The sequence below is a fragment of the Vreelandella olivaria genome, assembly GCF_023507745.1.
Lineage (GTDB): Bacteria > Pseudomonadota > Gammaproteobacteria > Pseudomonadales > Halomonadaceae > Vreelandella > Vreelandella olivaria_A.
Window position 1 is genome coordinate 21,477 of the sequence record NZ_JALPZO010000115.1, and the last position, 23,914, is coordinate 45,390.

At 62.5% G+C, this 23,914-nt stretch carries 24 protein-coding genes; 23 read left to right on the forward strand and 1 reads right to left on the reverse strand.

The features are described 5' to 3' along the window. Positions 1-40: 40 nt before the first annotated feature. The 4 genes from HP566_RS21615 (at position 41) to HP566_RS11340 (ending at position 4,078) form a co-directional block, all read left to right on the forward strand. Positions 41-355, forward strand: coding sequence for an SDR family oxidoreductase (locus HP566_RS21615; RefSeq protein WP_284041426.1), 315 nt, complete (start codon positions 41-43; stop codon positions 353-355). A gap of 44 nt (positions 356-399) precedes the next feature. Then, positions 400-1,605: an MBL fold metallo-hydrolase gene (locus HP566_RS11325; RefSeq protein ID WP_249977370.1), complete on the forward strand. Its 1,206-nt coding sequence runs from the start codon at positions 400-402 to the stop codon at positions 1,603-1,605. Next, the gene (locus HP566_RS11335) at positions 1,506-2,909 is read left to right on the forward strand and encodes an SDR family NAD(P)-dependent oxidoreductase (RefSeq protein ID WP_425348187.1); all 1,404 of its coding nucleotides are present in this window, start codon (positions 1,506-1,508) and stop codon (positions 2,907-2,909) included. Before HP566_RS11325 ends, HP566_RS11335 begins: the two co-directional genes overlap by 100 nt. A gap of 125 nt (positions 2,910-3,034) precedes the next feature. Further along, positions 3,035-4,078, forward strand: a complete 1,044-nt coding sequence (locus HP566_RS11340) for an aldo/keto reductase (protein ID WP_249977371.1) — start codon at positions 3,035-3,037, stop codon at positions 4,076-4,078. 140 nt (positions 4,079-4,218) lie between these two features. On the opposite strand, the gene HP566_RS11345 is transcribed toward HP566_RS11340, so the two are convergent. After that, positions 4,219-5,112 carry a LysR family transcriptional regulator gene (locus HP566_RS11345; protein ID WP_249977372.1) on the reverse strand — a complete coding sequence of 298 codons (894 nt, stop codon included), beginning with the start codon at positions 5,110-5,112 and terminating at the stop codon, positions 4,219-4,221. A 106-nt stretch (positions 5,113-5,218) separates the two neighbouring features. On the opposite strand from HP566_RS11345, the gene HP566_RS11350 reads away from it, so the two are divergent. The 19 genes from HP566_RS11350 to HP566_RS11435 all read left to right on the forward strand — a co-directional run bounded on the left by HP566_RS11350 (position 5,219) and on the right by HP566_RS11435 (position 23,914). Further along, positions 5,219-6,034, forward strand: coding sequence for an SDR family NAD(P)-dependent oxidoreductase (locus HP566_RS11350; protein WP_249977373.1), 816 nt, complete (start codon positions 5,219-5,221; stop codon positions 6,032-6,034). An 85-nt stretch (positions 6,035-6,119) separates the two neighbouring features. Then, a complete protein-coding gene (locus HP566_RS21745) occupies positions 6,120-6,311 on the forward strand; it encodes a LysR family transcriptional regulator (protein WP_340163073.1) in 192 nt (63 codons plus the stop codon). 142 nt (positions 6,312-6,453) lie between these two features. Continuing rightward, complete coding sequence (locus HP566_RS11355) at positions 6,454-7,395, forward strand: LysR family transcriptional regulator (RefSeq protein ID WP_249977374.1); 942 nt, start codon at positions 6,454-6,456, stop codon at positions 7,393-7,395. Next, positions 7,392-7,667, forward strand: coding sequence for an EexN family lipoprotein (locus tag HP566_RS11360; RefSeq protein ID WP_249977375.1), 276 nt, complete (start codon positions 7,392-7,394; stop codon positions 7,665-7,667). The genes HP566_RS11355 and HP566_RS11360 overlap by 4 nt, the downstream gene beginning before the upstream one ends. A 235-nt stretch (positions 7,668-7,902) precedes the next feature. After that, positions 7,903-9,906, forward strand: a complete 2,004-nt coding sequence (locus HP566_RS11365) for a conjugal transfer protein TraG (protein WP_249977376.1) — start codon at positions 7,903-7,905, stop codon at positions 9,904-9,906. Next, positions 9,903-10,379, forward strand: a complete 477-nt coding sequence (locus HP566_RS11370) for a CopG family transcriptional regulator (RefSeq protein WP_249977377.1) — start codon at positions 9,903-9,905, stop codon at positions 10,377-10,379. The genes HP566_RS11365 and HP566_RS11370 overlap by 4 nt, the downstream gene beginning before the upstream one ends. Further along, complete coding sequence (gene trbB, locus HP566_RS11375) at positions 10,376-11,395, forward strand: P-type conjugative transfer ATPase TrbB (RefSeq protein WP_249977378.1); 1,020 nt, start codon at positions 10,376-10,378, stop codon at positions 11,393-11,395. The genes HP566_RS11370 and trbB overlap by 4 nt, the downstream gene beginning before the upstream one ends. Continuing rightward, on the forward strand, positions 11,392-11,769 hold the full coding sequence (locus HP566_RS11380; RefSeq protein ID WP_249977379.1) for a TrbC/VirB2 family protein: 378 nt from the start codon (positions 11,392-11,394) through the stop codon (positions 11,767-11,769). Before trbB ends, HP566_RS11380 begins: the two co-directional genes overlap by 4 nt. Then, a complete protein-coding gene (locus HP566_RS11385; protein ID WP_162078913.1) occupies positions 11,766-12,050 on the forward strand; it encodes a VirB3 family type IV secretion system protein in 285 nt (94 codons plus the stop codon). The genes HP566_RS11380 and HP566_RS11385 overlap by 4 nt, the downstream gene beginning before the upstream one ends. Before the next feature lie 12 nt (positions 12,051-12,062). Next, a complete protein-coding gene (trbE, locus tag HP566_RS11390) occupies positions 12,063-14,522 on the forward strand; it encodes a conjugal transfer protein TrbE (protein ID WP_249977380.1) in 2,460 nt (819 codons plus the stop codon). Next, positions 14,519-15,247 carry a P-type conjugative transfer protein TrbJ gene (gene trbJ, locus HP566_RS11395; RefSeq protein WP_249977381.1) on the forward strand — a complete coding sequence of 243 codons (729 nt, stop codon included), beginning with the start codon at positions 14,519-14,521 and terminating at the stop codon, positions 15,245-15,247. Before trbE ends, trbJ begins: the two co-directional genes overlap by 4 nt. Before the next feature lie 12 nt (positions 15,248-15,259). Continuing rightward, a complete protein-coding gene (locus HP566_RS11400; RefSeq protein ID WP_249977382.1) occupies positions 15,260-15,592 on the forward strand; it encodes a hypothetical protein in 333 nt (110 codons plus the stop codon). Then, positions 15,589-16,965, forward strand: a complete 1,377-nt coding sequence (gene trbL / locus HP566_RS11405; protein ID WP_249977383.1) for a P-type conjugative transfer protein TrbL — start codon at positions 15,589-15,591, stop codon at positions 16,963-16,965. The genes HP566_RS11400 and trbL overlap by 4 nt, the downstream gene beginning before the upstream one ends. 12 nt (positions 16,966-16,977) lie before the next feature. Beyond that, a complete protein-coding gene (gene trbF, locus HP566_RS11410) occupies positions 16,978-17,679 on the forward strand; it encodes a conjugal transfer protein TrbF (RefSeq protein WP_249977384.1) in 702 nt (233 codons plus the stop codon). Next, entirely contained in the window at positions 17,676-18,668 is a 993-nt protein-coding gene (gene trbG, locus HP566_RS11415) for a P-type conjugative transfer protein TrbG (RefSeq protein WP_249977385.1), read from the forward strand. The genes trbF and trbG overlap by 4 nt, the downstream gene beginning before the upstream one ends. 2 nt (positions 18,669-18,670) lie before the next feature. Further along, the gene (locus HP566_RS11420) at positions 18,671-19,966 is read left to right on the forward strand and encodes a TrbI/VirB10 family protein (protein WP_249977386.1); all 1,296 of its coding nucleotides are present in this window, start codon (positions 18,671-18,673) and stop codon (positions 19,964-19,966) included. Then, positions 19,963-20,181, forward strand: a complete 219-nt coding sequence (locus tag HP566_RS11425; protein WP_249977387.1) for a DUF2274 domain-containing protein — start codon at positions 19,963-19,965, stop codon at positions 20,179-20,181. Before HP566_RS11420 ends, HP566_RS11425 begins: the two co-directional genes overlap by 4 nt. 264 nt (positions 20,182-20,445) lie before the next feature. Next, on the forward strand, positions 20,446-22,935 hold the full coding sequence (locus HP566_RS11430) for a hypothetical protein (RefSeq protein WP_249977388.1): 2,490 nt from the start codon (positions 20,446-20,448) through the stop codon (positions 22,933-22,935). Continuing rightward, on the forward strand, positions 22,922-23,914 hold the full coding sequence (locus HP566_RS11435; RefSeq protein ID WP_249977389.1) for a hypothetical protein: 993 nt from the start codon (positions 22,922-22,924) through the stop codon (positions 23,912-23,914). Before HP566_RS11430 ends, HP566_RS11435 begins: the two co-directional genes overlap by 14 nt.

Below are 23,914 nucleotides of genomic sequence, written 5' to 3' on the forward strand. Positions count from 1 at the left end.
AGTCCGGAAGGTCGACCATCACACTATCTAGGAATGAACAATGAGTGATCTGATTGGTAAGCGCGCCTTCGTGGACGTGAGCCAGGACGACATCGTCATGCTCTTGAACGTGAATGTGAATGTGCGTGCGGCCGTATTGGCGTCTCAGGTGTCCATTCCGTACTTCAAGCAAGGGGGGCGCATCATCACCATCGGTTCGTCGATGGCCGAACACGTCGCGTTTCCCGACCTGACGGCGCTCGAACGCTACGGCACGCCGGCCGAGGTGGCGGCCGTCGTGGCCTTCCTTGCTAGCCCGGAGGCCAGCTACGCCACCGAATCCGTGGTGACGGTGGACGGCGGGTTCAACGTATGAGCGAGACAGGGCTCGGGTTTCGCTGTGATGGAGAAAAATGGTTAATGAAGAAGTGGCTACGTCGTACCGCTTTGGTACTGCTGCTTTTGGGTGCCACCCTCGCAGTGGGTAGCTACGCCTATCTGCAACATCCCAAGTTTGGGGCGCTGCCCGAGGGCGAATCCCTGCGCGCCATTGAGATATCGCCGAACTACGTCGACGGTGAGTTCCGCAATCTGATCGATACTCCTATACGCACCGGTGAGAGCCGCGGCTTTGTGGGTATCGTCATGTCCATGTTGTTCGATCGAAATCCGCGCCTGAACCCAGATACGGCCTTGCCGTCGGTGCGGCGCGATCTCAAGGCGCTCGATCCGGCGCAGGACGTGGTGGTCTGGCTGGGACACTCGTCCTACTTCGTGCAGGTGGCGGGACACCGCATCCTGATCGATCCGGTGTTTTCCACCGAGGCTGCGCCGGCCCCATATCTCAATACCGCTTTTGCCGGTACGACGCCGTACACCGCCGACGACTTTCCGGACATTGACTACCTGCTGATCACCCACGACCACTGGGACCATCTCGACTATCCCAGTATCGTCACGCTGCGGGGGCGGGTGCGCCACGTGGTGACGGGATTGGGCGTGGGCGACTACTTCCGGCGCTGGGGTTATCCCGTCGAACGCATCCATGAAGCGGATTGGAATAGCGTCCTGGAACTCGCCTCAGACCTGCGCATTCACGTCCTGCCGGCGCGCCACTACTCCGGGCGCATGTTCACCCGCAATAAAACGCTGTGGGTGGCCTTTGCCGTGGAAACGTCTCAGCGCAAGCTGTATTTCAGCGGTGACAGCGGCTACGGCCCGCATTTCCGCGAGATCGGCGAGCGCCTGGGCGGCTTCGACTTGGTCGCGCTGGACATGGGCCAGTACGACAGCCGCTGGGCCAATGTCCATATGACTCCCGAACAGGCCGCACAGGCAGCCCTCGACCTGGGCACGCAGATTCTGCTGCCGGGTCACTCGGGCCGTTTCTCCCTCGCCGCCCACGACTGGGATGAACCCTTCGAACGCATCGTCAAGGCCAGTGAAGGCCAACCGTATCGCTTGGTGGTACCACTCATCGGCGAAGTGATACGGCTAGATGATGAGTTTCAGGGGTTCTCACACTGGTGGGTGTCAGGTTCGGACAGGTTGACGACCTGCGTGGAAAACGCGCCCTGGTCACCGGCGCTTCGCGTGGCATCGGTGCCGGAATTGCACTGGCCTTAGCCGAGCGCGGAGCGGATGTTGCCATCACATTCCTGCGCTCGACCGACAAGGCGGTCGCGGTCGTGCGGAGCATCGAGCAGAAAGGCCGACGCGGTTTGGCGATTCAGGCAGACAGCGGCGATCCCGCAGCGGTGCGGCGCTCGGCTACGCCTGTTAGCTATCAGAGCCTTTTCAACTTTCATCCATCTGGAGCATTGAGCATGTCGGTCAAGCAACTGCGCGTGGGCATCATCGGCGCGGATACGAAGTCAAGTTGGGCGGGCGCCTCCCATGTCCCCGCTATCCAGTCACAACCAGGGCTGCTTCTTGCCGCAGTGGCTACACGCTGGGAAGAAAGCGCGAAGGCCGCAGCCGAGGCGTTTGGAGCGGAGCGCTGGTATGCGGATCCCTATGCGCTGATCAGGGACGAAACCATCGACGTCGTCACGATCGCGGTGAAAGTGCCCGCGCACAAGGAACTCGTACTCGCAGCCCTCCAGGCCGGCAAGGCAGTCTATTCCGAGTCACCACTGGGTGCGACGGTTGCCGAGACCGAGGAGATGGCGGCCGCAGTCGGTTCGTCGCACACTGCAATCGGTTTGCAAGGTCGCCATAGTCCTGCCGTCCGCCGCGCAGCAGAACTGGTGGCCGCTGGAAAGATCGGTCGCTTGTTGTCGGCTCGCGTCAACGCGACGACTTTCGGTTATGGGCCCCAATCGCCAAGCAACTATGACTATTTCAACAAGGCGGCGTCCGGTGCGAGCTTCCTGACAATCACGACCGGACATGTCCTCGACGTCATCGAGGCCGTGCTCGGCAACATCGTCGAGGTGGACGCACGCACGGAGCTTCTCTGGCCTGAGATCGAAATCGTCGATACCGGCGCAACGTCCGTTCGAGAAATCCCGGATCACGTCGACCTCATCGCCAAGACCGCCAGCGGTGCGCCCGTGTCCGTGCAGGTTCTGGCCAACGTGCCGGCGGAGGACGCGAACTTCACGTTTGAAGTTCGTGGTTCCGAGGGCTGGCTGAAGATCACCGGCAACCATCTCGCCGGTGTTCAGGTCGGTGATCTAACGCTGTCAGCAAGTGTTGTGTTCGACCCGCCCAACGCCCCGGTGGCGTCCGGTGTCGGCCCAACCGCCGCCGATTTCTGGGCCGGCGCCGCAATCAATGTTGGGGAGGTCTATGCCTCCCTTGCCCGCGACATTGCGGCGGACACCTACGACACGCCCGGCTTTGATCACGCCGCGCACAACAGCCGGCTCGTTGCTGCGGTCGAGCGGGCGGCGCAAACAGGCGAGCGGCAGCGAAACCTGGATTGATCGAACCCTTCGAACGTCGACACGGTGCTCATTCTGGCGCCGCGCCGGCGTTTGCGAGGACCCTGGCGCGTGTCGGCCGTCTTGGTCGATGACTCGGCTTCATGGCAAACCTGAGGAGATACGCTATGCGAATGCGTAAATTTGGAAACAGCGGTCTGTTCGTCTCGGAGTTGTCCTTCGGCGCCATGACGTTTGGCGGCACTGAGGGGCTTTGGGGTCAGGTTGGAAAACTAGGCCAGGACGAGGCAGACGCCCTGGTAAAGGCCGCTCTCGACGCGGGTATCAATCTTTTCGATACCGCCAACATCTACGCCAATGGGCGCAGCGAGGAAATACTGGGCCGCTCGCTCAAGAACATTGGCGTGGCGCGTGATGACGTTGTCCTCGCCACGAAGGTCTTCGGCGCCATGGGCGAGGGTCCGAACCGGCAGGGGGCATCGCGTCGGCACATTCTGGCCGAGTGTCGCGCAAGCATGAAGCGGTTGGGCGTGGACCATATCGACCTCTATCAGCTCCACGGTTTCGACCCCTCGACGCCGATCGAGGAGACGCTCGAAGCCTTCGACACCCTCGTGCGCGCCGGCGACGTCCGCTACATCGGGATCTCGAACTGGGCCGCCTGGCAGATCATGAAGGCGATCGGCATCGCCAATGCCCGCCACCTAGCGCCGATTACGTCGCTACAGGCCTACTACACCCTCGTGGGACGCGATCTCGAGCGCGAGATCGTCCCACTACTCACATCGGAACGCGTCGGCCTCATGGTGTGGAGCCCGCTCGCAGGCGGATACCTGACCGGCAAATACTCCGGCGGCGGCAATGGCGAAGGCGGCAGGCAGACCGAACTGGACTTCCCGCCAATCGACCGCGTTCGCGGCGAACCGCTCATCAAGGTTTTGCGCTCGGTCGCAGAAAAGCACGGGCGGAGTCCGGCGCAGGTTGCGATTGCCTGGCTGCTGAAGCAGTCAGTTGTGTCGACCGTGCTCATCGGAGCGAAGCGGGTCGAGCAACTGAAGGAGAACGTCGAGGCGACCGAGATCACTTTGGACGATGCCGATATCTCAGCGCTGGACGTCGTCAGCCGGCTGCCAATCGAATATCCCGGCTGGCTGCTGAACGCTACTGGTGACCGTTCTTATCCCAAGCTACCGGCAAAGCGCCGTGCGTAGTCTTCACGTTTGAAAGCCTCGATCACGAAGTCGATGAAGGCTCGCGTCTTGCCCGGGAGCAGATCGCGACTCGCATAAGAGCTCCAATATTGCGAGATTTCAGGTCCGATCGAAGATCGGGGTCGGTGATGGGCGGGCCATTATACGGATTTGCTTGCTCGAAGCGCCTCCTTGAAAAGTTCGAAGGCCGTCGTACCCTGCCGATCGGGATAATAGAGATGGTAGCCGGCGAACGGCTGGCACCACGGCTCCAGCAGTCGAGTTAAACGGCCATTGGCAATCGGGGCCGCGACTAGATCCTCTAGGATGTAGAGAATGCCGAATCCCTCAAGGGCGGCGGCAACCAGCAGTTCGCCGTCGTTGAAAACCGGTCCGCGGCCTGGCGCGACTGTCACCGCATGGCCGTCGCGATCGAAGGACCACGGAGACAAGTCGCCATGCACATCACCATAGGCGATACAGCGATGCGCCGTCAGGTCCGCAGGCTCCGTCGGCGCCGGATGGTCACTCAGATAGCTGGGAGCGGCAACAACCGCGACACGAAGCGGAGGCCCGACCGCCAGCGCGATCATGTCCCTCTCCAATCGCTCGCCAAGTCGGATGCCCGCATCGTAGCGGCCCGCCACGATGTCGGTCATTTCGCCTTCCACGCACACCTCCACTTCGATGCCGGGGTGGCGATGCATGAAGGACGGAAGCATCGGCCACAGCAATGTGTCCGCGGCGTGTTTTCCCGTCGTGATCCGAACGGTGCCGATCGCTGCCCCGCGTGCCTGGGATAGCGCCTGGATCTCGTCATCCAACCGGGCCAGCGCTGGCGAAAGGGTGGCAAGTAGGCGCTCGCCGGCAGCGGTCGGGGCGACGCTGCGCGTCGTACGAGCAAGCAGGCGGAAACCGAGTTGGCCCTCCAGCCGCTTCATGGTCTGGCTCAACGCCGACTGCGTGACGCCAAGCCGCCTCGCCGCGCGCGTGAAGCTTCGTTCGGAGGCGATAGCTGCGAAGACGGCGAAGTCGCCGAGTTGATCCGGACGCATTGATGATCCCTGCTGCTAAGGCTTATTACCTATTAGTACATTGTCTTGATTAATTAGCACAACTACAATAATACCTCCTAACGGTAGAAGAGCAAAGGATCAGGCTATGGCCAAGGTTTGGTTGGTGACTGGCGCAAGCCGAGGGCTGGGACGCGAGATTACGCGCGCAGCACTCGATGCAGGTGAGACGGTGGTGGCGACGGCGCGGTCCGCCGACGCGGTGCACGATGCCTTCGGGGGTGGACACGATCGCCTGCATGTCCGAGCGCTCGATATCACCGACGCCAAGGCCGCGACCTCGGCCGCCGCCGAGACCGCCGAGCGGTTTGGTGCGATCGACGTGCTGGTCAACAATGCCGGCTATGCGGAGCTGGGCTTCTTCGAAACCTTCACCGACGCCGCCGTGCGGCGTCAGTTCGATGTCAACCTGTTCGGCACGATGAACGTCGCGCGCGCAGTCGCCCCGCACATGCGTGAGCGTCGCTCAGGCCTCATCGTCACCATCTCCTCGGTCAGCGGGCTCGTCTCCAACGGCGGGGGAGCGGTCTACTCCGCGTCGAAATTCGCGGTCGAGGGATGGATGGAGGGCTTCGCCCAGGAGCTGGCACCGTTGGGCGTCCGCTCGCTCTTGGTCGAGCCCGGAATGCTGCGCACGGACTTTATGGACCGGAAGTCGGCGAGCTTCGGCAGCATCGACATTCCAGACTATGCCGAGGCGATCGCGCAGTATTGCGCGTTCATAGACGAGGCCAACGGCAACCAGCCGGGTGATCCGAAGCTACTCGCCGCGCGGATCGTGGGGCTTGCTTCGCAGGGCGAGGCGCCGTCGCGGCTCGTGTTCGGCGACGACGCCCGGCAGTGGGCGAGCGCGAAGATCGACCAATTGCGGCAGGAGATCGCCCAGTCCGCCGATCGCGGCTGACATGACAAGATCCCTGCACAGCAGGCGCTTGCTGCGCGGGACTTCGAATGTTGGGGAGAATCCTTGGCAGCATCGCACGGGTGTCATGCCCGAGCTGACGTTAGACCTGCGATACCTGAAATACGCAGTCCACGCCACCGAGGCAGTAAGCTTCCGGCGCGCAGCGGAACGGCTGTCGATTGTGCAGTCGACCATCAGTCGGCTTGTGCAGATGCTAGCGATATGGCTACACCACCCAGGGACGGCTGAACGATCCAACATAGGAGACGCTTCATGACTCGTACTTCGCAGATCGATTATCTCGATCCTATTAGTTGTTCGCTGTGGTGGTGAAGGATCATGGCGTCTAGCGCGATTAGTGCATCGCGTACTACCGGGCGCCCAACCGCACACGTCGAAAAGACGTAGGAGTCGCCCTCATGGAGTTGAGGCACCTGCGTTGCTTCTTGGCCGTAGCCGAAGAACTCCACTTCGCACGGGCGGCTGAGCGCTTGCACATCGAGCAGTCGCCACTGTCGCGCACGATCAAGGAGCTGGAAGAAGATCTGGGCGAGCAGTTGTTTGTCCGCACCAGCCGCAGCACGCGACTGACGCGGGCGGGCAAGTTGTTTCTGGAACACGTCCCACGAATCTTCACCGCACTGGAGCAGGCCCGCGACAGCGTGAAGGCGGCAGCCAACGGCTTCCACGGCCAGTTGCGTATCGCGTTGTCCGATGGCATCACGCCTTCGCGCCTGCCGGTCTTGCTGGCGCTGTGCCGGCAGGAAGAACCCGAGATCGAGATACGTCTGTTCGAGGTGCCACTGTCACAGCAGATCAAAGGACTGCACGACGATCTGTACGATGTGGGATTCGCCCAGTCAGACGAGGTAGGCGACGGTATCGCTGTCGAGCCGATCTGGAGCGATCCGCTCATGGTTGCTGTTCCCGCACGGCACCCATTGCTCAAGCACAAACGCATCCCGCTGGATGAAGTGCTGCGCTATCCGCTGGTGCTGTGCGACCCACAGGTCTGCGAAGGTCATGCCCGCCAGGTCGAGCGGGTGTTACGGCGAGCGGAACAGGAACCCATGATTGCCGAGCGCGTGGCCTCCTGCGACCTGATGATGGCATTGGTGTCGGCGGGCTTCGCCCTCGGCCTGGCTGGCGCGCCGCATATCGTTTCCAGCCGCGAATCCGGTGTGGTGGCCCGGCCACTGGCGGGACGTTCGCCGATGCTGACGACGTATCTGCTGCATCGGGAATCGGAGACATCGGAAGTCCTGGCCCGTTTTATCGAGCGGGTGCAAGCCATCGAATTGCCCGAGGGTGTCAGACCCGCGCCGCCGACCGAATCTGATCAGGAGGAAATCGAGCCATGAAACAGATGATCCCGTTACTGCTGGTCGCGTCGCTGGCCGCCTGCGGCCAATCGGAGGCACCGAGGCAGGAAACCAGCCAAGCCGACGTGCCGACCGTGGAGGAACTGGCCGCCGATCCCGAGCGATTGAGGGAGCTGCGCGAGCAGTGCAAGACCGACCGGCCACGGCTGGGCGATGTGCTGTGCAACCGCGTGGCCGAGGCGACGAACCGGCGCTTCTTCGGTGACGGCAACGTGCCCTATACGCCGCCGGAGACGCCACCGTCGTTCTGATTCGTCGGCCACTCGCAAAAAATTCCGCTCTTCTTTGCTGACACGCCGCAGCGCGCCCGCGCTGGCGGCGTTTTTGTCGTGTTCGCCCCCGCCTGAAACGATGTTTTTTGCATCACCTTGGTTCCGATAACGGTCTTTGACCGGCACTGGCCCGGCACCGATCCTCCCATGACAGCCACATCCAAGTGCCGCTTTTTCATGGGGAATCAGCGCAGGAAAAGTCGGAGGCCAAGTCATGCAAGGGACGAACGTGCTGTTCGGGCAGATCGCCGTCGTATTCGGCATCGTGATCGCCGGTGTGTGGAGCGCCACACAATGGACAGCCGCCGCCCTGGGCTATCAGCTACGCCTTGGCTCGCCCTGGTTCGACTTCTTTGGCGCCCCGGTCTATCACCCCTGGAAACTGTTCGAGTGGTGGTTCTTCTTCGGCGCCTATGCGCCGGAGGTCTTCGACATCGGCGGCGCCATCGCGGGCGGCAGCGGTCTCATCGCCGTGCTGGCCGCCATCGGCATGTCCATCTGGCGCTCACGCCAGGCGCGCAGAGTCACGACTTACGGTTCGGCCCGCTGGGCCGATACCGGTGACATCCACAAGGCTGGACTGACCCAGCCCGTCGGCGTCTTTCTCGGCCAGCATGAGCGGCAGTACCTGCGCCACGAAGGCCCGGAGCACGTCCTGGCCTTCGCGCCCACGCGCTCGGGCAAGGGCGTCGGCCTGGTGGTACCCACCTTGTTGAGCTGGCCCGCATCGGCTGTCATCCACGACATCAAGGGCGAGAACTGGCAGATCACCGCCGGCTGGCGCTCACGGTTCAGCCATTGCCTGCTGTTCAACCCGACCGATGCGCAGTCGGCTGGCTACAACCCGCTGCTGGAAGTGCGGCGCGGCGCCCATGAAGTGCGCGACGTGCAGAACATCGCCGACATTCTGGTCGATCCCGAAGGCGCGCTGGAACGGCGCAATCACTGGGAGAAGACCAGCCATGCGCTGCTGGTCGGCGCCATCCTGCATGTGCTCTACGCCGGCGAGGACAAGACGCTGCGCGGCGTCGCCAACTTCCTGTCCGACCCGGCGTGCCCGTTCGAGCTGACCCTGCACCGGATGATGACGACGAAGCACCTGGGCGATGCACCGCATCCCGTCGTCGCCTCCGCAGCGCGTGAAGTGCTCAACAAGGCGGATAACGAGCGTTCGGGTGTGCTTTCCACCGCCATGTCCTTCCTTGGCTTGTACCGCGACCCCACGGTGGCGGAAGTCACGTCACGCTGCGACTGGCGCATCGCTGATCTGATCGCGGCCGAGCATCCGGTATCCCTGTACCTGGTGGTGCCGCCTTCGGACATCAGCCGCACCAAGCCGCTGATCCGGCTGATCCTCAACCAGATCGGACGACGGCTCACGGAATCGCTCGACGGCTCCGACGGCATCGAGCGCCGCCACAAGCTGTTGCTGATGCTCGATGAGTTTCCAGCGCTGGGGCGGCTCGACTTCTTCGAAACGGCTTTGGCCTTCATGGCCGGCTACGGCATCCGCAGCTTCCTGATCGCGCAGTCCCTCAATCAGATCGACAAAGCCTACGGCCAGAACCATTCGATTCTGGACAACTGCCATGTGCGGGTGACGTTCGCCACCAACGACGAGCGCACCGCCAAGCGCATCTCCGAGACGCTGGGCACGGCCACCGAACTGCGCGCGCAGCGCAACTACGCCGGCCATCGGCTCGCGCCCTGGCTCGGGCACCTGATGGTGTCGCGCCAGGAAACGGCGCGGCCACTGCTGACGCCCGGCGAAGTGATGCAGCTTCCGCCCGATGAAGCCGTGGTGATGGTGTCCAGTGTGGCGCCTATCAAGGCGAAGAAGCTGCGCTACTACCTTGACGCCAATTTCAAGCAGCGCGTGCTGCCGGTGCCCGTGCTCGCGGCCGGACGCGGACGCTACGCCGATGTGCCGCCGGCCCGCCCTGACGACTGGAGCGGGCTGGCGATTCCGGCTGTGCCCGCCACATCGGCTGCGGCATCCGCCGATGGCCTGGGCGGCACGGATGACGGCGGTCCGCGCCGCCAGCCCGAATTGTCCGCGACCGTCGCCTACAGCCCTGAGCCGGAACACCCGGCCAGCGACTTGTCGCTGCTCGATGACGACGACCTGCCGCCGGTTCTTCCCGGCCAGCTCGACCCTGCCATGCAGCGCGTCGCACGGCTGGCTTCCCTCAATCCCGATGACGGAATCCAGCTATGAGTCGATACCGCCTGAACCTCTTTATCCACCCCGAGCACGCCAAGCGCCTGGACGAGCTGGCCGCCAAGAAAGGCGTCTCGAAATCCAGCATCGTCGCGGCAGCGCTGGCGTCCTGGCTGTCACCGGACGCGGCCGATCAGCGCGAGGCCGCCATCGCCAAGCGCCTCGATCGCCTGTCGCGCCAGTTCGAGAAGCTGGAGCGCGATCAGAACATCGAGATCGAGACGCTGGCGCTGTTCGTGCGCTACTTCCTGACGGTGAGCACGCCGGTGCCCGAAGCGCATCAGGACGCTGCCCGCGCCCAGGGCAAGGCGCGTTTCGAGCAGTTCGTCGAACAACTCGGCCGCCACCTGCTGCGCGGCCGCAGCCTGGTGCGTGACGTGGTGGAGGAATTGCACCCCCAGGAGCATGAGTTCGGGGTGCGCATGGAGGACGCGGCGGCACTGGCCGAGGCGCGGGAGCGTGCCTCATGAGCGCCGTTCCACAAACGTCCACCCTGGATCGCCGTATCCAGATGCTGCGCACGGCCATGGGACCGGTAATCGCCGCCGCGCTGGAAGACCCGGACGTGGTGGAAATCATGCTCAACCCCGACCGGACGTTGTGGGTGGATCGCCTGTCGTCCGGCCGCGCCCCGTTGGGCGTGGAACTGTCCGAGGCCGATGGCGAACGCATCATCCGGCTGGTGGCCGCTCACGTCGGCGCGGAAGTGCATCGCGGCCAGCCACTGCTGTCCGCCGAGCTACCCGAGACGGGCGAGCGTTTCGAGGGCGTCCTGCCGCCGGTGGCGCCGGGACCGGCGTTCGCGCTGCGCAAGCGCGCCATCAACGTCATCAGCCTGGATCGCTATGTGGCCGACGGCATCCTGACCACGGCGCAGGCCGAGTTCCTGCGCCGCGCCACACGCGAGCGCCAGAACATCCTGATCGCCGGCGGCACCAGCACCGGCAAGACGACGCTGGCCAATGCGCTGCTGGCCGAAATCGCCACCACGGGCGACCGCATTCTGGTGCTCGAAGACACGGTGGAGCTGCAATGCGTGGCCCGCGACCATGTGCCGCTGCGCACGCACAGCAACGTGGCCTCCATGCGGGATTTGGCGCGGGCCACGATGCGGCTGCGCCCCGACCGCGTGGTGGTCGGCGAGGTGCGCGGCGGCGAGGCACTGGATCTCGTCAAGCTGTGGGGCACCGACCATCCGGGCGGCATCGCCACCATCCATGCCGGTTCCGCGCAAGGCTCACTGCTGCGCCTGGAGCAATTGATTCTCGAAGTCGCCGCGAACGCGCCGCGTGCGTTGATCGCCAACGCCATCAACGTCGTGGTGCGCATCGCCGGGCGTGGCCGCAATCGCCACGTCGAAAGCATCACCCGTGTCGTCGGCTTCGACGCCACGGGCTACCAACTGGCGGACGCGCTGGAAACGCCGTTTCCCGAGCTGTCGCCGACTTCCTACCTGCCCCCTGATCACGCTGGAGAACTGCCATGACGCCTCCTCATGCTTTGCGCGTTTCTGACAATCCGCCTTTCCGTCTTGCCCGCCTGCGCCGCCTGGCCGAGCCGGCGCAACAGGGGCTGCTGCTGGCGCTCGTGTTCCTGCTGATGGCCGGCACGGCGCACGCGGCCGGTTCCTCCATGCCCTGGGAAGGGCCGCTGCAAGCTATCCTTGAATCCATCCAGGGGCCGGTGGCGCGCATCGTCGCGGTGATCATCATCATCGCCACGGGCCTGGCGCTGGCCTTTGGCGACACGTCCGGGGGCTTCCGCAAGCTGATCCAGATCGTGTTCGGACTGAGCATCGCCTTCGCCGCGTCCTCGTTCTTCCTGTCGTTCTTCAGCTTCTCCGGCGGGGCCGTCGTATGAGCGCCGCCAACGAAGCAACGCCGGGCTTTGCACCTGGCTTCGAGATTCCACTGCATCGCTCGCTGACCGAGCCGATCCTGCTGGGCGGCGCGCCGCGCACGGTCGCCATCGCCAACGGCACCCTGGCCGCAGCCGTCGGGCTGGGCCTGCAACTGTGGATTCCGGGCCTGGTGCTGTGGATCGTCGGCCATTCGCTGGCGGTCTGGGGCGCGCGCCTCGACCCGCAGTTCATGCAGGTCTTCGCCCGGCACATCAAGCACAAACCGCTGCTGGACGTGTAGGGGGATGCCGCGATGCTGAACCTTGCCGAATACCGCCAGCGTCCCGCGCTGCTGGCCGACTGGTTGCCTTGGGCCGGGTTGATCGCGCCGGGCGTGGTGCTCAACAAGGATGGTTCGTTCCAGAGGACGGCACGTTTTCGTGGGCCGGACCTGGACAGCGCCACGCAGGGCGAAATGATCGCCACCACGGCACGGCTCAACAACGCGCTGCGCCGGCTGGGTTCGGGCTGGGCACTATTCATCGAGGCCCAACGCCAGCCAGCGGCGGATTATCCGCCGGCCGACTTTCCCGAGGCACTGTCCTGGCTGGTGGATGAGGAGCGCCGCGCCGCGTTCGAGGAAGCGAGTCAGCACTTCGAGAGTGGCTATTACCTGACGTTGGTTTTCCTGCCGCCGGAGGAATCCCGCGCCCGCGCGGCCAAGGTGCTCTACGAGAACGCGCCCGGCGAGGGAGTGGATTGGCAGGGACGGCTGGATGCCTTCGTGGCGGAAACCGATCGCGTGTTCGACCTGCTCGATGGCGTGATGCCGGAAATCGCCTGGCTGGATGACAGCCAGACGCTGACCTACCTGCACTCGACCATCTCGACGCGGCATTACCGCATCGGCGTGCCGGACGTGCCGTTCTATCTGGACGCGCTGCTGGCCGATGTCGCGTTGATCGGTGGCCTCGCGCCCGTGCTGGACGATCAACACCTGCGCGTGGTGTCGGTGCGGAGTTTTCCGACCTCGACCTGGCCCGGTCTGCTGGACGACCTCAACCGGCTGGGCTTTGCCTATCGCTGGAGCACGCGCTTTCTGTGCATGGACAAGGCCGAGGCGGAAAAGGAGCTGGGCCGCCTGCGTCGCCAGTGGTTCGCCAAGCGCAAGAACGTGGTGGCGCTGCTGCGCGAAACCATTTTCCAGCAGGAAAGTCCGCTGGTGGATACCGACGCCAGCAACAAGGCGGCGGACGCCGATGCCGCTTTGCAGGAGCTGGGCAGCGATCAGGTCGCGTTCGGCTACCTCACCGCCACGGTGACGGTACTCGATGCCGACCCGGCCCTGGCCGACGAGAAGCAGCGCTTAGTGGAGCGTGTCATCCAGGGCCGGGGCTTTGTCACCATCCCCGAAACGCTCAACGCCGTGGATGCGTGGCTGTCGTCCGTTCCCGGCAACGCCTACGCCAACGTGCGCCAGCCCATCGTCTCGACGCTGAACCTGGCGCACATGATGCCGGTATCAGCGGTGTGGGCCGGGCCGGAGAAAAACCGGCATCTCGATGGCCCGCCGCTGATCGTCACCCGCACCGATGGCGCGACGCCGTTCCGGCTGGTGACGCACATCGGCGACGTAGGCCATACCCTGGTCGTGGGACCGACTGGCATGGGCAAGTCCGTGCTGCTGGCCACGCTGGCGATGCAGTTCCGCCGCTACGCCGGTTCACGCATCTTCGCCTTCGACATGGGCCGCTCCATGCGCGCCACCATCCTCGGCCTGGGCGGCGAGCATTACGACCTGGGCAACGATGGCGAGATCGCCTTCCAGCCGCTGGCCCGCATCGACACCGAGGGCTACCGCACCTGGGCGGCGGAATGGGTGGAAGGTCGGCTACTGCACGAAGGCGTGACGGTTGGCCCCGACGAGAAGGCCACGCTCTGGTCGGCGCTGGGCAGTCTCGCCGGTGCGCCGATCGAACAGCGCACGATGACCGGGCTTTCCGTGCTGCTGCAATCGAATGCGCTGCGCCAGGCGCTGGCGCCTTATGTACTGGGCGGCGCCCACGGCAAGCTGTTAGATGCCGATCATGACCGGCTCGGCGGCGCCGACGTGCAGGGCTTCGAGATGGAGGAGCTGATGCACAGCAAGGCGGCGGTGCTGGCCGTGCTGGGCTACCTGTTCGCGCGTTTCGATGAACGCTTCGACGGCGCACCGACGCTGTTGATTCTCGACGAGTCCTGGCTGTTTCTGGACGATCCGGTATTCGCCGCGCGCATCCGCCAGTGGCTCAAGACGCTGCGCAAGAAGAACGTCAGCGTCATCTTCGCCACGCAGTCGCTGGCCGACATCAAGGATTCGAGCATCGCCCCCGCCATCATCGAAAGCTGCGCCAGCCGCATCTTCCTGCCGAATCCACAGGCGACCGAGCCACAGATTCGCACGATCTACGAAGGCTTCGGGCTGAACGCCCGGCAGGTCGAGATCGTCGCCACCGCCGAACCCAAGCGCGACTACTACTACCAGTCGCGCCTGGGCAATCGCCTGTTCGACCTTGACCTGGGGCCGGCAACGCTCGCCTTTGCCGGCGCCTCCACACCACAGGACCAGCGCGACATCGACCGTGTGCTGCTGAACGCCGGCGTGCCGGGCTTTGCCGGTGCCTGGCTGCGCCACCGCGGCCTCGACTGGGCGGCTGACCTGCTGCCCGCGTTTCCCGGCTTCTCACCAGCGAGCGATCCCTTCCTTTCCCCACCACCGGAGAACCTGCCATGAAGAAGCGCCTTCTCGCCGCCGCCATCGCGGCCATGCTCTGCACCGTTTCCACCGTTCAGGCGCAATGGGTCGTGGTCGATCCCACGAACCTCGTGCAGAACACGCTGACGGCCGTTCGAACGCTCCAACAGATCAACAACCAGATCAACCAGCTTCAGAACGAAGCGCAGATGCTGATGAACCAGGCGCGCAATCTGGCGACGCTGGATTTCAACATCGTCAATCGCCTGCGCTCGACCCTGGCGACCACCGAACGGCTGATCGCCGAGGCGCAGGGGCTGGCCTATGACGTGCAGAACCTCGACCGCGAGTTCGCACGGCTGTATCCCGAGCAGTACGCCGCGACCGTCAGCGGTGATCAGATGTACCAGGATGCGCAGGAACGCTGGAAACACACGCTCGACGGTCTGCACACCGCGATGCGGATGCAGGCGCAGGTATCACAGAACCTGCGCGAAGACGAAAGCGCACTGGCCGATCTGGTGAGCCAGAGCCAGTCGGCGCAAGGCGCCTTGCAGGCCATGCAGGCGACCAACCAGCTTCTGGCCTTGCAGGCCAAGCAGTCGATCCAGGCGCAGCAACTCCAGATCACGCAGGAACGGGCCGCTGCGCTGGAACTGGCGCGGCAGGCTGCCGCCATCGAGCGCGGCCGCGAGGTGACGCGCCGCTTCCTGGGCGACGGCACGCCCTACACGCCGCAGCGCGTGGATTTCTACGGCAACTGACGGGAGACGGCCATGCGATGCGTTCCCGCCTTGCCGCTGTATCTGCTGGCCGTGCTGCTGACCGCCTGCGGCCAGCAGCCTGCCGACGATCTGGCCGATGCCTTGGCCGCCGATCCCGCGCGGCTCAAGGCGCTGCGTGCGCAGTGCGCGCAAGACCGGCAGGCGGTGGACGAGGACGCTTGCCTGGCCGCCGCCGAAGCCTTCCGGCGCCGTTTCTTCGCCGGCCAGACCGGGCCGGATGAGTACGGCGCTCTGACCGAACTGCCGCCGATTCCGCCGAGCTTCGATACGCACGACGATGAGGGCGACGAGACGGCGAACGCCGCGACGGAGGACGTGCCATGAACGACGTCACCGTTATCGACCGCTTCCTCAACACCTTTTCCACCTATATCGACTCGGGCTTCGGACTGCTGCAAGGCGAAGTGGCGTTCCTGACCGCCACGCTGATCGTCATCGACATGACCATTGCCGGGCTGTATTGGGCCATGAACCACGCCACCGGCCAGGGCGATGACGTGATCGCCAAGTTGCTGCGCAAGGTGCTCTACGTCGGGGCCTTCGCCTACATCATCAACAACTTCAATTGGCTGGCCGGCATCGTCTTCCGCTCCTTCACCGGCCTGGGCCTGACGGCCACCGGCTCGACCCTGAGCATGGACGAGTTTCTGCAACCAGGGCGGCTGGCCAAGACCGGCATCGACGCGGGCATGCCGATTCTGGAGCAGGTCAGCGATCTGTCGGGCTTCCCGGAAGTGTTCGTGAACGTGACGCCCATCATGGTGATGTTCCTGGCCTGGCTGGTGGTGATCGTCACGTTCTTCGTGCTGGCGATCCAGCTCTTCATCACGCTGATCGAGTTCAAGCTGACCACGCTGGCGGGCTTCGTACTGGTGCCGTTCGCGCTGTGGAACAAGACCAGCTTCCTGGCCGAGAAGGTGCTGGGCAATGTGGTGTCCTCGGGCGTCAAGGTACTGGTGCTGGCGGTGATCGTCGGTATCGGCACCGGGCTGTTCGCCGAATTTCAGGTGCATCCCGCCGAGCCGTCCATCGACCACGCGCTGGTCATCATGCTGGCCTCGCTCGCCTTGCTGGCGCTGGGCATCTTCGGGCCGGGCATCGCCACGGGTCTGATTTCCGGCGGGCCGCAGTTGGGTGCCGGGGCGATGGCCGGCGCCGCTATCGGCGCTATCGGCGCTGCCGGAACCGCCGTTGCCGTCGGCGCTGCCGCGACTGGCGTGGGCGGGGCGGTGGCAGCCGGGGCACGTATGGCCCCGGCTGCCGCGAAGCTGGCCGGCAGCGGCGCGCGTACCGCGACTTCCGCGGCCAGTGGTGCCCGGTCGGCGTTCCAGGCAGGTTCGTCCGCAGCCGGCGGCGGCCTCAAGGGAGCGGCGGCGGGCCTGGGCAACGTCGCCAAGACCGGCGCGCAAGCCGCCGGACGAGGCACGGCTTCCCGTGCTTCCACCGTTGGGCAGCGCATGGCGGCGCCTTTCGGCGCTGGCTGGAACGGCCCTGCGGCCAAAGGCGGATCGGAGGGCGGTGCTACCACTTCCGACCCGGCCACCGCGTCGTCGCCACAACAGCAGCCCGCATGGGCCAAGCGCCTGCATCGCCGCCAACAGATCACCCAAGCCGCCACGACGACCGCGCACACGCTGCGCAGTGGCGATAGCGGTGGATCGGGCAGCGCCCCGAGCCTGCGGGATTCAGATTCATAAGGAGGACAAGCCATGCGATTCAAACGACCGCAGGTGCGCTATGCCGACACACCGCAGCCTGCGACCCCTTACCAATCCGCCGCCCAGGTGTGGGACGAGCGCATCGGCTCGGCCCGTGTGCAGGCGAAGAACTGGCGCCTGATGGCGTTCGGCTGCCTGGTGCTGGCCCTGCTGATGGCCGCTGGCCTGGTGTGGCGTTCGGCGCAGTCCATCGTCACGCCCTATGTCGTCGAGGTCGATCAGGCCGGCCAGGTACGCGCGGTCGGCGAAGCCGCCACGCGCTACCGGCCCGACGACGCGCAGCAGGCACACCACGTCGCCCGCTTCATCACGATGGTGCGCTCGCTGTCCATCGACCCGATCGTGGTGCGACAGAACTGGCTCGATGCCTACGACTACACCACCGATCGCGGTGCGGCGGTGCTCAACGACTACGCCCGCACCAACGACCCGTTCGCCCGCATCGGTCGCGAGTCGGTGACGGTGCAGATCACCAGCGTCGTGCGCGCCAGCGACACGTCCTTCAACGTGCGCTGGACGGAACGCCGCTACGTCAATGGCGCGGCCGCCGGGCTGGAGCGATGGACGGCCGTTGTGTCCATCGTGCTGCAAACCCCGCGCACCGAAGAACGGCTGCGCAGCAACCCACTGGGCATCTACGTCAATGGCCTGTCGTGGAGCCGCGAACTCGATTCCGAAGGAGCCCGGCCATGAATCCGTCTTTCCGCTCTTACGCTGTACCGTTGATGCTGCTGGCCCTGGCGGGCTGCGCCACACAGGGCAAGCCGCCACCGACGATTTCGCTCGATGAGCCGGTACAGGCCCAGCCGTTGCCCGAACCGCCCGCGCCGGTGGAAGTCGTCGCCATCCCCGAACCACTGCCGTTGCCCGGACAGTTGAAGCCGTTGCCGGACACCGAGGAAGCCAAGCCCGCCCCCGAGCCGGCTGACGAAACCGTGCGCGTCTCCCGCGCCAATGCCGAGGCGCGGGTTGCGCCCACGCGCGAGGGCTACGTCAATGCGATTCAGGTCTGGCCCTACAGCGACGGCGCGCTCTATCAGGTCTATGCGGCAGTCGAGCGCGTGACGATGATTTCGCTCCAGCCGGGCGAGGATCTGGTGGCGGTGGCGGCCGGCGATACCGTGCGCTGGATCGTCGGCGACACGTCCAGCGGCAGCGGCGACGAGCTGCGCGTCAATGTGCTGGTCAAGCCGATCCGCTCCGGCCTGAAAACCAATCTGGTCATCACCACCAGCCGCCGCACGTACTTGCTGGAACTGACTTCGACCGAACGCGCCTGGATGGCGTCGGTGTCCTGGGACTACCCGCGCGACCGGATGCTGGCCTTGCAGCGCCAGGCGCAGGCGGCCAGCGTCGTCGCGCCGGTCGATACAGGGCTGTCGCTGGAGAACCTGCGCTTCCGTTATGCGATCAGCGGCAGTAATCCGCCCTGGAAGCCGCTGCGCGCCTTCGACGATGGCGAGAAGGTCTATATCCAGTTCCCGGCCGGCATCGCCCAAGGCGAGCTGCCGCCGCTGTTCGTGATCGGGGCAGAGGGCGACGGGCAACTGGTGAACTACCGCTTCCGCTCGCCGTACTACATCGTCGATCGGCTGTTCGGCGCGGCCGAACTGCGCCTCGGCGGTGACAGGGGCGACGTGGTGCGCATCGAGCGCACCGACGGCGTGACGCGGAGGAACTGACCATGAGCCAGGACGACACCCCGGATATTGTCACGCCGCAGGCCGACAAGGTGGCGCCCGAAACGGTGGCGTTGCGCGCCCAGCCGCGCCCGGTCACACGGCTGAACCGGCGTACCCTGGCCGCGCTCGTTGGCGGGCTCTCCATCGCGGTGTTGGGCGCCACCCTCTGGTCCTTGCAGCCATCGAAGCCCCGCAGCGGCAACGATCCGTCCGAGCTATACAACGTCGATCGCGTGTCGCGCTCCGAAGGGCTGGAGCGACTCCCCACGGACTATTCCATGTTGCCGCCACCGCCGCCCGACGTGCCGGAACTGGGGCCACCCCTGCCGGGCGATCTCGGGCCGGCCATCGTCCATTCACAGCAGCCGGCAGTGGCCAGCTATGCGCCACCGGGCCATGATGCCAAGGCAGCCGAACGCGAAGCCTTGCGCCAGGAGGCCGAAGCAGCGGCGGCTTCGTCGGTGTTCTTCAGTACGGGCCAAGGCCAGACCACCGCGGCAGTGGCGCAGGCGACACCGGGAGTCCCCAGCATGGGCAACACCCTGGCGGCCTTCGACCCGCTTGCCGCCGGCCCGGCCTCGACGGCGGCGCAGCCGACCGACCCGACCACCGCTCAGAATCGGCAAGATCAGAAAGAGGCGTTCCTGCAATCCGGTTCTACGGAAACCCGCAATTCCGGGAACCTGCAACTGCCCGGTTCGCCGTATCAGGTCATGGCCGGCACGGTGATCGCCGGGGCGCTGGTGACGGGCATCAAATCGGACTTGCCGGGCGACGTGATCGCCACGGTGACAGAGCCGATCTATGACACGGCCACCGGCCAACACCTGCTGATTCCGCAGGGGTCACGCATCCTGGGCCGCTACAACAGCCAGGTCAGCTACGGGCAGACCCGCGTGCAGGTGGTGTGGAACCGGGTGATCCTGCCGGACACGTCCTCGCTGACGCTGGACAACCTCGTCGGCACCGACCCGGCCGGGTATGCCGGCCTGGAGGATGGTGTCGATTGGCATTGGGATCGCATCTTCGCCGGCGCCGTATTGACGACGCTGCTGGGCGTCGGCGCCGAACTGGCCGCCCCGGAGAACCGCCAGGATGGCGACCGGATCATCATCGCCGGCCGCGACAGCCTGCAAGACACGGTGAATCAGGTCGGCCAGGAAGTGACGCGCCGCAATCTCAACATCCAGCCCACGCTGACCAGCCGGCCCGGCTTGCCGGTGCGCATCATCGTCAATCGGGATCTGGTGCTGCGGCCCTACCAGCCGGTGATTTTCAACCGAGGAGTTTCGCAATGAACACGACACGCAAGCTGCGGCTGGGGCCGCTGCCCAAGACCGAGGTCATCAAACTGACCTTCGCTTGCCCGGCCGGCCTGAAAGCTGACCTTGACCGCTACGCGGCGCTGCATGCACAGACCTACGGCGAGCCTGTCGATGCGGTGACGCTGATCCCGCACATGCTGGAAGCGTTCATGGCGGGGGATCGGGGATTCCGAAGGAGGCTGAACTAGGGCAAAAAGTAACAAAAACTCAAACGAAACTTTATAATGTCCGTTATAGCCATGGCGGGCGTTCGCTGAGGACGCAGTGCAGCATCCGAGAAAGTCTTAAGCGATCATTCAGAAGTCGTGCCGTCGCTTGAAGGTTTGAAGAAAAATGGCTTCCGAACGACTGAAGATTCTGCAACACTCACAATGCGATCGTGGTTTCACAATCTCTCAGTTGGAACCGGACCCAACTATATGTGAGTAATAAAAATTGAGAGTGAGCTCATTTTGATTGATCGGCTGAAAGTTTGGGTGAGTTCCAAGGCATGGTTTTGGATGTTCCGAACATGGCTAGGAAAGACTGGTTTCGTCTTCGAGCGCAGCGCGTACAAGAGGAGCGCCACAGCCACTAAAATAAAGGCAAACGCCCGCATTTTTGGCTCCTTCACATGGATCGGGGCGAAAAGCTTGTTTTGGGTTGTTTTTGGCTTGACAGCCCTCATTCTCGCTGAGAGTTATGTCAGAAGCAACCTGTCTTGGCTCTCTCCACTTGGTGCAAACGACAAAGAGTTTAATATCGAGCAGCTCAGACTTTACGCCCAACTGCTCACCGCAATATTTTCGATCTACTTCGCTACAATTGGCATTATACTGAGCGCTGGTTACACTAGACTTCGCCGGGATATCATCCAAATGCTCACCAACGAGCAGGTGGGCAGTGTGTATTCTCGGGTTTTGGTACTTGCAGCGATGTTCTGTCTAGCGGCAACGGCCTTGCCTTTGCTTGGATTCGAACCCGGTCTGTTCGTTTATGCTGTCGGTACGACTTTGACTCTGTTGAGCGCTTTGGCATTGTTCCCGTTGGGCCAAAGGCTGTTCAATTTCTTTGACCTCAATCTGCTGGTTCACAGCGAGATACTCCCCAGCATAGCTCGCCACATCGAAGGCGCAGCAAACCCTCGGAATTCGATTTCTTTAGCCAACCATCACTCGAAAGCGGCGCGACAGGCTCTTGGACAACTCTCCTATATTGATGACCGGATCAAGGCGGATAAGGAGAGGTTGGAAGACAATCTTCCTGCACTGAGCGATGACTTTGCCGCTTTGCTCTTACATTACCTTCAAAAGAAACACACAATCGATCAGCAAAGCTATTGGTTCCCGAGGCGACACAAGCATAAGCAATGGTTTTTTGCTGGAGACACCGCGACGTCTACGGCGTTACAGAGTAGCAGCCAACAAATGCTGATTGAGGAGAAGCCCGATCACCAATGGCTTGAAAGTGAGATCGTTGAAAGATTGGCAGGTCACGTTGAATTAGCATTTCAAGTCGGTGACTTCAATCTCGCGTTGAAGCTCATCGCTCGCTTCTCGATCCGTATATCAGCTTATGCACAGCAGTTTCAGTTCGACGTTGGCATGCAAGAGCTCATGAGGTTCAAAGAAATTATCGAACAGGCTTTCGAGGCACCAGATGCCACCGCGGATGACAAAGTAGCTAAGATAAAGATGGGCATTGCAGACACATGGGCTGCACTGGGAAGTAATCTCTGCTTAGAAACTCTACGCCGAATGATGACTTTTGAGAAAGAGCTAAAACAGTTCTTTGAGGCGGACGAGTGGAGCAAGAAGTCCCTGCGTCGTCTACCTGCCTTTCTGCAAGTGGAGTTGGACTTCATCGTCGAACGTATTGAGTTTGAGAAAGAGATTGAGGGGCAACGCTTATCCAAGCAAAAATACGTCCAACAGTTGGCGGTCAAAAAGCTGTTGCAGCATTACTCAAAAGTCCTTCCTGATGTATGCGACTTCTACCAAAGCACTGTTCCAGATTTCGTGTCCTCATTAGCAAAATTGAATATGTCAGAGGCCGCCACGCAGGTGGTCCTAGCGAGCTTGCATAGCCATTGGAAGTTGCCGGGCTGGTTTACCGAGCTCGCTCAACTCTTGGAGAGATATCGTGAGTATGAACATTACTCCGAAGATCAGTACGCACTGCTTAAGATCAATACCGGCGAGATGTCCAAGCAGCTTGCTTCTGCGCGAGATGATGCAATTGCCATGCTTGGCAGGGAAGAATTGGTCAGACATATATTCGAGAAGAAGCACAATGATGACTTGCCGGATCACTTTGGCCAGATTTACTTCGAACTGGCCGAAGCGTGCATAAGCGCGCTTGAAAAAAATGACGAAGGTAAGCTGAACAAGGTTCTCCCGATGTTCTTGTCCCTTGCCTTTCTCGCGGCGGATTCGAAGTTCGCAGACCCATCACTCGATATAAACGACGAGTTCCGACTCCATCTCATTTCAACGGTGATTAATGACCTGGCGTCAGTCTTAGGCTTTGCGATCCTTTATGGAGTCTATTTCGACAATGAGAAATTGTTTGAGGGCGCGCTTTCAAAATTCGATGCTTGGATTGATCTCGCAACCGACAAGCAACAATACTTTAAACGGATGGTGCTCCTTTCAAATCCGTACAGTTTTAGCATGAGCGCGTCTCCGCGTGGTCTAATCCGGATTAACTGGAAAATATCGTTCGAACAGCTCGCGAGACACGATGGTTTTGGGGACCAAGTGGGTATGACGCGGGGGAGGCTGCATCCAAGAAAGATCGTGAGGGAGTTCCTGGGGTCGCATTCCGATGCGTCTCATCTGTTTTTTGCAAAACAGGTTGTGCCGCAGCTCGAGTCAATTGACTTCGAGGTTGACCATCACATCTCCACCCTTGCTCGCCGGTTACGTGAAGGGGACGAAGAGGCAGAGCATGAAGATTTTTAGGGCCAAGCCTTCGCACCAGCATCATTTTTTCGATGAGCAAATTGGGTTAGTTGATAGCCTCTTCGTCAGGCGCGAAAGCCAGAAGCCAGACTTCAATCGCCGGATGTTTAATGAGGATTTTGCTAGACTGTTCCGCTCGATGAACCGCCGAAACGGTAATCTATTCGAGATAATATCGAATGACGGCGAACTTATTCAAAAACTACTTGGCAACGTTAAGACGAGATATGCACCGCATTCGGTTGACGAAACAATACGTAAATTGGTGGAGGAAATAGCTCAGTCTCTAATTTGGTTCGGAAGAGCGTACTATTTCCTTCACGATGATACAGAGCAGGAAAAAGTCCACGTAGCCTCGCTCAGCTCAGACGGCGTTGTACGCCTCTTTGGTACGCATATTCAGTGGGTGCCAAAACGCACGGAAAGGCACTGGGATCGAGGTGACGAGGAACTTCCCAGAGAAATACGTATCTTGGATACAGCCAAGCTAATGCGCTTCGATATATCTAAATCAATTAAGCGCATGCTATCCGCACAGAACAAAACTTTGGCAGTCCTTGACAAAAACCAATTTGGGATAGCCAATTTCCACCCTCCGGCCACCCACGAGAACCCGAATCCGACCAACCACTTCGATTTCCGTGTGTGGAATGATACGCAAGAGCGCGCCTTGTATCGTGCTACGCGCAGTACAGGCTGGAAGGGTAGAAAATATGACTCGTCAAAATGCTCAGACTTCTTCGATTGTCACCGACTGATTCGCTTCCGGCGAAACCAACTCTTGCTAAGAGACGACATTTTGAATCAACTCAACGGTGAGCTCTCGAGGGTTGGAAAAGGTTACAAAGCCGGCTTCTCGGTTGAAATATCGGGAACTGATGAATTACCCAGCGTTGCACAACTTAACGAATTGGAGGAGAGGCTGGCGCGTGAAGAGGTGGGGTTCAACGAAGTCATCGACTATTGCTACAAGCGCTGA